At 59.3% G+C, this 9,881-nt stretch carries 9 protein-coding genes; 5 read left to right on the forward strand and 4 right to left on the reverse strand.

Annotation, left to right across the window (positions count from 1 at the left end):
- Positions 1-856: 856 nt before the first annotated feature.
- From GGR20_RS18140 to GGR20_RS18150, 3 genes are all read left to right on the forward strand, one after another.
- On the forward strand, positions 857-2,203 hold the full coding sequence (locus GGR20_RS18140; RefSeq protein WP_183312770.1) for a dihydrolipoyl dehydrogenase family protein: 1,347 nt from the start codon (positions 857-859) through the stop codon (positions 2,201-2,203).
- A gap of 263 nt (positions 2,204-2,466) precedes the next feature.
- Positions 2,467-3,312 carry a WD40/YVTN/BNR-like repeat-containing protein gene (locus tag GGR20_RS18145; RefSeq protein ID WP_183312771.1) on the forward strand — a complete coding sequence of 282 codons (846 nt, stop codon included), beginning with the start codon at positions 2,467-2,469 and terminating at the stop codon, positions 3,310-3,312.
- Between the two features lie 38 nt (positions 3,313-3,350).
- The gene (locus GGR20_RS18150; RefSeq protein ID WP_338084937.1) at positions 3,351-3,716 is read left to right on the forward strand and encodes a c-type cytochrome; all 366 of its coding nucleotides are present in this window, start codon (positions 3,351-3,353) and stop codon (positions 3,714-3,716) included.
- 194 nt (positions 3,717-3,910) lie between these two features.
- Here the strand turns inward: GGR20_RS18150 and GGR20_RS18155 are convergent, their stop codons facing one another.
- Positions 3,911-4,345 carry a CBS domain-containing protein gene (locus GGR20_RS18155; protein ID WP_116589142.1) on the reverse strand — a complete coding sequence of 145 codons (435 nt, stop codon included), beginning with the start codon at positions 4,343-4,345 and terminating at the stop codon, positions 3,911-3,913.
- A 39-nt stretch (positions 4,346-4,384) separates the two neighbouring features.
- Between GGR20_RS18155 and GGR20_RS18160 the strand changes: the two genes are divergently transcribed.
- Positions 4,385-4,651, forward strand: coding sequence for an EAL domain-containing protein (locus GGR20_RS18160; RefSeq protein WP_246349776.1), 267 nt, complete (start codon positions 4,385-4,387; stop codon positions 4,649-4,651).
- 42 nt (positions 4,652-4,693) lie between these two features.
- Positions 4,694-4,894 carry a hypothetical protein gene (locus tag GGR20_RS18165; RefSeq protein WP_116589143.1) on the forward strand — a complete coding sequence of 67 codons (201 nt, stop codon included), beginning with the start codon at positions 4,694-4,696 and terminating at the stop codon, positions 4,892-4,894.
- Between the two features lie 1,089 nt (positions 4,895-5,983).
- On the opposite strand, the gene terL is transcribed toward GGR20_RS18165, so the two are convergent.
- Genes terL through GGR20_RS18185 form a run of 3 tightly spaced genes read right to left on the reverse strand, consistent with a single transcriptional unit; the run spans position 5,984 to position 9,310 of the window.
- Positions 5,984-7,465, reverse strand: coding sequence for a phage terminase large subunit (gene terL, locus GGR20_RS18175; protein WP_183312773.1), 1,482 nt, complete (start codon positions 7,463-7,465; stop codon positions 5,984-5,986).
- Positions 7,458-7,889: a DUF5681 domain-containing protein gene (locus GGR20_RS18180; protein WP_183312774.1), complete on the reverse strand. Its 432-nt coding sequence runs from the start codon at positions 7,887-7,889 to the stop codon at positions 7,458-7,460. Before GGR20_RS18180 ends, terL begins: the two co-directional genes overlap by 8 nt.
- Positions 7,890-7,900: 11 nt before the next feature.
- Positions 7,901-9,310 (reverse strand): site-specific DNA-methyltransferase, encoded by a 1,410-nt coding sequence (locus tag GGR20_RS18185; RefSeq protein WP_183312775.1) that lies wholly within the window; start codon positions 9,308-9,310, stop codon positions 7,901-7,903.
- Positions 9,311-9,881: the final 571 nt, after the last annotated feature.

The raw sequence follows: 9,881 nt of genomic DNA on the forward strand, positions 1-9,881 counted from the left end.
GGCGCCAATGCGTGGTCGTGATCCAGTTGCTCCATAGGTGATGTTTGCACGACGGGCTCAGACGCGTGCAATGGAAGCGCGCCGGAGAGCAGCACGATGACCACAGCTAGCATGTTGAATATGTTTCTGAGCAACTTCAAACGCGAATCTCTTCCCAATGCTTCGCTTTGATACCAGCAATGTGACCTCGACGTGGCGCAGGTGCAAGCAGCCGCTGTTTCGGTTCCTCGACGCCCGCTCGGCAGGCTTCACTACCCGATGCGTGCCGAGCGTAGCAGAAGGGAGTCCCATGGCTGGGAAGGAAGTGCAGTTTCCGTTCAGTTGTCGGTACGAGTTAAATGGGCCGCTGCGTCGCCAAAAAGGCGGTAGCGGCGGGACCTTCGAGCAACTTAGCTGTAAATTGCCTCAGTCATCAGCCCGTGGCCATGGAATAGCCAACGCCAGGATTGTCGGCGTCAAAGCTGACACCGATTGTCATCTCGGGCGGCGCCAGGACTGTGTCGCGTACGGCCACGTCTACCGTGTACTGCTGATCTAGGCGGCCTGCGATACGCGCGCACTTATAAGCTGGCGACCGACCGGGAGACGGACCGGCTGCTCGGTGGACAGATAGACGCGGCCATGCTGAGCTGCCGCCCAAGTTGAGTCTTGCCTGCCGTAATCCATGGGTTGGACGGCCGGAGCGCTCCGACTCCGCGGCTGCGGCGAGCGCAACGGAACCTGCGGGACATAATGTCGTTCGATGAACAGCACAGAACAAATCTAGCTGGCGGTGCCCTCTCGGAATTGTAGCCATCTGTCTGGAGAGACAGGAGGCAAAAGCTTTTTGTGAGGGCGGCCGGGTTCAGGGGTCTTAATGGCCAAAACTTACGACGTGATAGTCATCGGCAGCGGAACCGCTGCGACCACCGTGGCAAAGCGCGTCAGCGCCGCGGGCCGAAGTGTTGCCGTGACGGATTTCCGCCCCTATGGCGGCACCTGTGCACTTCGCGGCTGCGATCCCAAGAAGATGCTGATCGGGGGCACCTCTGCCGCTGACCACGCCCGCCGGATGCACGGCAAGGGAGTCGAGGGCGACGTGCGGATCGACTGGCGCGAACTGCTGGAGTTCAAGCGCGGCTTCACGGACCCAGTGCCGGACAAGAAGGAGAAGAGCTTCTCCGACAGCGGCATCGCGACCTTCCACGGGCGGGCCCGGTTCGTTGGCTCGAATGCTGTTGAGGTCGATGGCGAAACAATGGAGGCCAGGCACATCGTTCTGGCGACCGGGGCGGAGCCGATGAAGCTGGGCATCCCCGGCGAGGAGCACCTGATCGACAACGAGGGCTTCCTTGAGATGGAAAGCTTGCCGCGCCGGATCGTGCTGGTCGGCGGAGGCTACATCGCCGCCGAGTTCTCCCATATCGCCGCGCGAGCCGGGGCCGAGGTCACGATCCTTCAGCGCGGCGACCAGATGCTCAAGGGCTTCGATCCGGACCTGGTCGGATGGCTGATGGAGAAGTACGAGGAGATCGGCGTGACCCTGCACACCGGCACCGAGGTCAAGCGCATCGAGAAGACCGGCGATGGCTTCCGCATCACCGCAGCCGGCGACGGCGGTTCGCCGACCTTCGAAGCGGACCTGATCGTCCATGCCGCTGGCCGCAAGCCCGACTTCGAGCCGCTCGACCTTGAGGCTGGTGGGGTGGAACTGCGGGACGGCAAGCTGGCCCTCAACGAATACCTGCAAAGCACGTCGAACCCGGCCGTCTATGCCGCCGGCGACACTGCTCAGATGGGCCCGCCGCTTACCCCCGTGTCCAATCACGACGGCAAGGTGGTTGTGGCGAACCTGCTGGAAGGCAATCACAGCACGCCGAACTACAAGGGCGTTCCTTCGGTCGCCTTCACCCTGCCACCCCTTGCAAGGGTCGGGCTGGACGATTCCGAAGCCCATGAACAGGGGCTGAAGTTCCGCATGCAGTGCAATCGGACGCCCGGCTGGTTTTCGACGCGCCAACAGGCGGAATCCGTCTCGGGTTACAAGGTTCTGGTGGAGGAAGGCAGCGAGCGCATCCTAGGCGCGCACCTGCTCGGTCCGCATGCCGAAGAGGTCATCAATGTCTTCACCTTGGCCGTGCGGCACGGGCTGACGGCCGACCAGCTCAAGGACACGATGTTTGCCTATCCCACCGGGGCGTCTGACATCTCGTCGATGTTTTGACAGACTTCCCACTGGAGCAGCGCAAAGGCGCGCTCGTCGCAACCTTTAGTGAAGAACGGCACCGAGGACTTCTCAGGACACTGCCATTCCCAAGGACCTGTTCGAAAAGACCTATATTCAGTCGTCTAGCCGCCTTTGCATCCTTAGACTCAGGATGAGCCGGTGGCGCGGCATAACGCACTCGTTACCGGGAAGGGCTAAAACCTGCGCGGATGGTGAGTTATTCGAACTGCACAGCGTCGCCCCGAGGAAAAGGTTTGCAGATGAAAAAATGGATTGTCCCCTTGGCCTTTGCGGCAGCAGTTCCCTTCTGGGGAAGCAATGCACATGCTGGCACTGCAGCAGTCGAGGTGTCCAAACTGTCCCATATCCATGGGGCGGCGTTCCTGACCGGACCTCAGTCTCGCCTCGCTCTGGCGACGCACAACGGCGTCTACTTGGTGGGCGAGGACGGCAAAGCCAAGCTCAGTTCCGCGCCTGACGATTTTATGGGGTTCACCGCCGCTCCGGGCGGCCGGTTGTTCGCCAGCGGGCATCCGGCGTCCGGCGGCAATATCGGCGTCATCAGTTCTGCTGATGGCGGGACCACCTGGTCCCATGTCTCCGACGGCATCGGCGGACCGGTCGACTTCCACGCTATGTCGGTGAGCCCGGTGAATCCCAATCTGATTTATGGTCTGTATGGCGACGTTCAGATGAGCTCGGACGGAGGCAAGAGCTGGGTAGAGGGTGGCCCGGCTCCCGATCAGACCATCGATATCGCCGCCGGCCTGGCGGAGGGGCAACTGTTCGCAGGCACGGCTGACGGTCTGATGGAGAGCTCCGACCATGCCGCCTCGTGGTCGCGCATTGGACCGGCCGGAGTGCCCGTTACTGCCGTACATGTAGATAACGAGGGCTCACTCTACGCCTTCTATGTTGGAACTGGCCTTCTCAGGCGCAGCGGAAACGGTACATGGGAGGAACTTCCGGTTCCAATCGGTGAAGATGCCATACTGCATCTCGCCACCGACCCGGCCAATAGAGACAACATGGTCGCCGTTACGCACAAAAGCGCCGTGCTCGCCAGTACGGACGGGGGCGAGAGCTGGTCGCCACTCGGGCAGTGAGCGGCAGCGGGGTCCTGCCGGCAGTGAGCCTCTCGCTGGTGCTTGTCGCCTGCAGCGCGTCAGACGATGTCGGAAAGGAGCTGTATCTGGAGTACTGCTCCAGCTGTCACGGTGACAATTTGCAGGGCCAGCCAGACTGGATGCGCCGGTTGCCGAGCGGCCGGTTGCCAGCCCCACCGCATGATGCCAGCGGGCACACGTGGCACCACTCCGACAAGCAACTCCTTGCCGTAATACGCGATGGTCTCGAGACCATGGCGCCCGGATACGAGACGGACATGCCAGCCTTTGCAGCTGTGCTCACGGACACCGAGATCATGGCGATCATCGACTACATCAAGAGCACATGGCCGGAGCGCGAGCGTGACTACCAGGAGACGCTCAATGGCACGTCAGGCGAGTAGAGCCGACTAGTTGCCGCTGACGACTGATCGACGGCGCGAGAACTTCGCCCGCCTATTTGCGCAAGTACTTCACCAAGGCAAAGACGGCCAGTACAAGCAGCAACAGGATGAGGATCCAAAAGATCCCCATGCCGAACATCGTTCCGCCACCCATCATTCCATCAAACATGCCGCTGTCTCCGGTTTTCGCTCTGCTAGCAGCAGCCCGATTTGCGCTCTGGCTTCGAAATCTCCTGGACGAGATCCGCAGTTTCCTGATCGCTGGCGCCGCGGGCAACGTCCGCTTGGGCGACTATTCCGCAACACTTCCCGTTTTCATCTGTAACGATTGCCCTCCTGACCTGCCGCTCCTCCATCTTGTCGCAGCAGGCCGCCACGTCCTCATCCGGCGTCGTCGTCAAGACGTCTGTGGACATGACCTCAGAGACTGGGGTATCGACTCCCTTCCCCTGGGCTACGGCGCCGCAGCAGATATCACGATCGGTGACGATCCCCACTGGCTCTCCCATATCATTGACAACCGGTACGGACCCAACCGATTTCTCTGCCATGATTTGCGCAGCATCCCGAATGGTATCGGCGCGGCCGCAGCAGGCTGGGTTACGGCTCATGATTTCTTGAACTTGCATCGCTGTTCTCCTTAGGTTTGGACACCGGACGACCTATCTTTGGATCCCAAACGTCTCATTTTTCGGCTGGTTCCGAAGACCGATGAGGAGTGTTGGGAACTCCGCGATGAGATCGAGGACTCGATTATCGGCATGGGCAAGTTCTTTAGGCTCAGGGTCGTGGCCGAAGGCGTCGAGACCAAGGCGCATGCCGATCTGCTGCGCCGGTTGGGTTGCGATTTTCTTGAGGATTATGCGTTTGCCAGGCCCAGATCGGCAGAGAGCCTGCAAATCTGGTTGCGGGAGAGAGACAGTCAGGGCAACTAAGTCAAATTCTACAAGAAGACTTGAGAAAGTGGAGCGCACTTCATGCAGATCAAACTGACCAGCGCGGTGGCATCGGCTCGCCCCACCGTCTACGTCAATGTCGACCATATCATCTCGTTCTCGGACCAGGCTGGCGGCTGTCAGCTTCGGGTCACGGGCGGCAATAACGTCGTCGCGGTCAAGGAAACCGCCGAGGCGGTGGCCCGCCTAATCGACCACGCTGCACGTAGCCAAACCGAATGATGAAGGGGTGTTTTGCGCTCCCAGCACATGCACATAGCTGGTTGCGATAGAGAGCCTGCAGATCGCCTCATGCGCCGCCATATCGCATCCGCCCGTGTTGGGTTAGTTCCTGACGGTTCGCAGTCCTCGCCGCGCTTCTGCGAATCCATGTGCCAGGGCGCCCACCAAGCACGCGACGATAGTCAGCTTTCTCAAGTCCCTGACCAGCACCGGACGGTCCGCCATCGGCCCCCAATCGGTCATGGTCGAGCGCGGCTGAAGAGTCTGTAGGGCTATCGAATGTCAGTGGTGGTAGTGAAGAATATTTTCGAGCAGGTCCTGGCCCGCTTATGACGGGAGCCATTTCTTGGCCCACTTTGGCGCTGCCGAGGGAGTGAGACTTTCTCAAGGAGGAATTGACTGGACTGGGGCGGTGGAAGAGGGATGGTGATGCGTGCCAATTAAATTTGGTCTTCATCGGAGGGTTTACTATGCGTATGGCGTCCCAACTAGTAGTTCCCGTAATTTCGGTTTTGTTAGTCTCCGAAACACAGGCGCAGTACCTCCCTAGCTGCGCCGAACATCCATATAAGGTTCCCATCACATATTGGGAGCCTGAAATCATTGTCGATGATTGGCTGGCTTCATCTGCACCCACGGGGGATGGCCGAGTTGTTTATATCTGGGCCGTGTTCGATAGCGGAGACGTCGGATGTGAGCTCGGCGGGGAGGATAGCCTCACGCTAAGAGACGGTGAACCTTTGGCCGGGATCGATGAGCCGGGTGAATCGGTCCATATCCGCGGTGGTGTGGTCTACGATAGCGGCATGTGCAAGGTATCTGGATACTACTTAAATGAATATGTCCCCGGCATGCAGCATGGCTGGACGGACACTATGTTCGAAAGGCTGGACACCTTCGCGGTAGTGAGCAGCGGGACTTTCTGCCTCGAGAATCCGCCGGAGTATCCCCGATAATCAGCAGCTCTCAACAGCGAACCTAGTCCCGCGCACTTGCGCTTGGGAGACGGCTGAGGCGAGGCATTCCCTACCGGGCGGTGCGCCGTCCGCGGCGGTCCGCCGAGTTCTGGTAACTCACCACCTGATTAGATTATTTCGCCCGGCCTCGCCGGTAGAAGTCATGGCCGATCGGCCTCTGCCCCTCTTGCGGCAGCATTTTCGGCGCCTGGTTGCGGTTGCGCGAAAATGCACGGCTAGACAAATAGCTCAGAGCCTGGCTGGTGGAATCCACCTGATCGTCATGTTTGCAGTTTGGGAAGGCAAGCAGCTCGTCCAACCAGTCTGCAAGCCAACCTGCGTCCTGAGGGACATAAACCTGTCTGGATTCGAAGCGAGCGGACTGCGCCAGGAACCTCGCTTCTTTGTCGAATTTGGGTTTTTTCAGAATAGGCCGACACTCGCCTGTGCGCCGCAAATCCTGCGCGATCGCCCGACCCAATTCGGTATCCTCGATAACAGTCTGGTGTGCTTCCCAGCGATGCTCCAGTTCCACCACCAGGCGGCGCAACTCAGGAACTTCAAAACGACCGCGGACCAAATCGATCAGGTAAAAATCCAGACCTTTGGCACCCCAAACAGTGCCAACAGAATAGTCTGCGTTTTCGGACAAGGTGGATGCTGTGTCCCAGCTTGCGACTTTGAAGTCGAATGCGGCTGGGAGCTCGGCGTAGCGCTGGATCCAGTCGAGCTTGACGATGTTCCCTTCCGGGGGAACAGGAGATTGTTGGTACTGAGCAGAAAACGTAAGCGAGCCTTGAGAGCGCCGAGTCCGCTCGAGCGATTCACGGGGTTCGCGGGCCTCGTGGAGAACCTCGCCCGCAAGCCGCCAATAGACATGGTCTGGGTCAGAGCCCACGCGATACGAGCGGGTCTCAGTCTCGATGGCTGGAATCGAAACAACCTCCCAGTCGTCCTTAGGGAGGACGTGACCTACCAAGTCGTCCTGGTGAAGACGTTGCATGATGATGACGATAGCGCCGGTCTGCTTGTTGTTGAGGCGGGTGTAGAGGGTATTGTCGTAGAACTCGTTTACCCTGCGCCGCTCAGCGCTGGACAGCGTGGCGGTGGGTTTGATCGGGTCGTCAACGATGATCAGGTCTGCACCTCGGCCAAGTACCGAGCCACCATTGCCTGCAGCGAAGCGATAGCCATACTCGGTCGTAGTGAGTTCGGTATTGCGGGGGCGTTTTGACGCCAACCGCATGCGAGGGAACGTCTGTTGATACCACTCAGTTTGCAACAGTGTGCGTGTGTCAACTGATAGCTTGCGGGCGAAGTCATCCGAAAAGGACACGCACATGATGCGTTTGGATGGGTCATGCCCGAGCAGCCAAGCGGGGAAGGCGATGGATGCCGTGATCGATTTCATGGACCGCGGTGGCACATTTATGATCAACCTGGTGCAGTCACCGGCAGCCACGCGGGACAAGTGCCAGCAGAGATGGTCGATATGCCAGTTGTGCTCGTAGGTCGTGCTGGGCTCAAGGGTGTCGAAGGCCTTTTCGACAAAGCAGCTCAGATCCTGCCGGAGGTAGGCACGTAGCTCGCGCTCCGGCGTAATCAGATTAGTCATCGTCCAATGCGCCTTCATCGCCACCTGGGGCGTTCGAAGCCTTCTTGGGGCCAGCGCGTTCACGACCGCGGTCGATAATTGCCCGATCCTCCTCAGGTAGTTCTTCCTGAATCTCGCTGGCGCCGTCATCGCAACGCTCATACCGGTCAAACAGGTCGCTACGAACTTTTGCGTCGTGCTGGGCGTCCTTAAAAGCGCACAAGACCAATGCCTCGAACCTCGAAACCTTGAGCTTGCGGCCATTCTCGGTCACTGCGATCTCCGACTCCATGACCGCTGCCAGAATGGTTTTGTAATTCCGGCTGCCCTTCTTGCGCCCCCCAGGGTTGCCGGACTGGCCCGGCTTGAAGCGGCTTGCGACTGGTGGTTTTCCGCGACCTACGGTGTAGTCACCGGAACCGCTTTTGCTCTTCTTGCCCGACATGGCTCATCTCCTTAGCCGATGCGGACGCGGCGGCGCGCGCGCGAGGGAGCGGAGCCAGAAGAGCCAGACTGACCGCGGTTCTTTTGGCGAAGGTCGGACAAGTTGGCAAAACTCAGGCCGGTCTCAGCGTGATGCGCGGTTTCACCCGACCACTCCTGCCAACGCTTCACACCCACGTCGACAAACTTGGGGTCGAGTTCGATGGCGTAGGCGCGGCGGCCCGTCTTTGCAGCAGAGATGATCGTCGTGCCCGAGCCAGAGAAGGCGTCGAGCACAATGCCATTCCGGGGAGACACATCGCGGATCGCATCTGCGATCATGGCGACATTCTTGGGTGTAGGGTGGAGCGCCAGCTCGTCGCGCATGGCGAACGAACCAGGATAAGACCAGACATTGGTGCGGTTACGACCAAACTTGCCCAACTGGACATTGTTAGTGCCCGACGCCTTGGGGTCGGCAAACACAAAGACAAGTTCGTGCTGGGAGCGATACAGCGAGCCCATGCCCCCCACGCCCTTATCCCAGACGCACAGATTCTTCAGGACCAGCCCGGCGTTCTGACCGGCCGTACTCATCTCCATCATGTGGCGCCAGTCCATGAAGCAATACTGGTAGGCCGCGGGAAGACTGAAGTCTTTGCTGGCCTTCAAGAAGCGGCTCAAGAACGGGACGAAATCGTCACCCAATTCGCCCGAGCCCATCACGAACTCAGTGTGCCGGCCTGAGCTCGAAACGTGGCCCTCGATCTTGACGTCATACGGAGCGTCGTGGATGCCCATGTGGGCGCGCTCGCTCCCAAAGAGGGACTTGTAGGTTTCCTCCTCGAGCGAGTTGCCGCAAATCAGGCGATGGTCACCAAGCAGCCAGAGGTCGCCAAGCTCAGAGATCACCGGCTCCCCAGTCGACAGCGCAACACCCGGGTCATCCCCCGGCGGGCATTCGGCGTTGGAGATCAACTGGTCGACTTCGGGAGACGTGAAGCCGGTGATACTAAAATCGAAATTGAGCTCGATAGAAAGCTCCAACTCCAGCATGTCGTTGAATTCGATCGCGAGCAGGCTGTCGTCCCAGTGGGACAATTCGGCGAGCTTGTTGAGAGCGATACGCAGCGCCTTTTTCGACGCTTCGTTGAGATGCTTCAAGCGAACGACGGGGACGTGCTCATACCCAACGTTGATAGCGGCCTGAAGCAGACCAGCGCCTGCAATGATGACGTTGTTCTCGTCTGCCACAAGAGGCTGCACCAGTCCGAAGGTGCGGACGGAATTTGCAAGCTGCTCGATTTGTTGTGGCGAATGCTTTTTCAACTGCCTCTGGTAGGGGCGAAGCGTAGCCACAGGTACTTGCTCAATAATCGGCGAGCAGTCCTTGTATAATGCTTCGAGCGAAGACTGGGTCTGGGATTGTTTGGCGTTACGCATCGAGCGCTCCTTGCAGCCAGAAACAACCACGGCCGAAAAGTACGGCTATGGCCCCGCCTGCCTTACGGCAAACGAGAAGAGTTCCTTGTGCTGCTCCCTCAATGGGGTGCTGCTCGACGGAAATGAAGTCATCAAGAGATGACGAGGCGGACACCAGCAGGTTCGTGAAGATTTGTCAACTGCTTAGATCCGGCGCTCAAAGTGCGAGCCCAACGGGGACAACAACGAACTTCGGTTTTCCCTGCAGATTTCCCTCAGGGCAAGGAATTCGCACCGGAGACCGGTTCGGATGTGGATGCGTGCACCACCAACCACTCTCTCTGCAACCACGTGCTCTCGCGTGATGTGGGAAATGCAGCCACAATCAAAGGCTTAGCGGTTACCAGGCTCGAGTGAGCCGGTCTCCCCGACGAACTTAGCACAGCCATTTTGGCCGGTTTCTGCTGCTGTTCTCCCCGTGATTTCGTCTGCTTTCTGTCGGCTGAGGTCGGCGCACTTGGAGAACGGTTCGCAAAGGCAAGAGATGGGATTCGCCATGAATGCGCCCTGCACAGGCGGTCTTCCCGGCTCT

The sequence above is a fragment of the Devosia subaequoris genome, from assembly GCF_014197055.1.
Classification (GTDB): Bacteria; Pseudomonadota; Alphaproteobacteria; order Rhizobiales; family Devosiaceae; genus Devosia; species Devosia subaequoris.

Coding starts and splice junctions, on each gene's coding strand:
- GGR20_RS18140 (WP_183312770.1), top strand. CDS start 857: ATGGCCAAAACTTACGACGTGATAGTCATCGGCAGCGGAACCGCTGCG.
- GGR20_RS18145 (WP_183312771.1), top strand. CDS start 2,467: ATGAAAAAATGGATTGTCCCCTTGGCCTTTGCGGCAGCAGTTCCCTTC.
- GGR20_RS18155 (WP_116589142.1), bottom strand. CDS start 4,345: ATGCAAGTTCAAGAAATCATGAGCCGTAACCCAGCCTGCTGCGGCCGC.
- GGR20_RS18165 (WP_116589143.1), top strand. CDS start 4,694: ATGCAGATCAAACTGACCAGCGCGGTGGCATCGGCTCGCCCCACCGTC.
- terL (WP_183312773.1), bottom strand. CDS start 7,465: ATGACTAATCTGATTACGCCGGAGCGCGAGCTACGTGCCTACCTCCGG.
- GGR20_RS18180 (WP_183312774.1), bottom strand. CDS start 7,889: ATGTCGGGCAAGAAGAGCAAAAGCGGTTCCGGTGACTACACCGTAGGT.
- GGR20_RS18185 (WP_183312775.1), bottom strand. CDS start 9,310: ATGCGTAACGCCAAACAATCCCAGACCCAGTCTTCGCTCGAAGCATTA.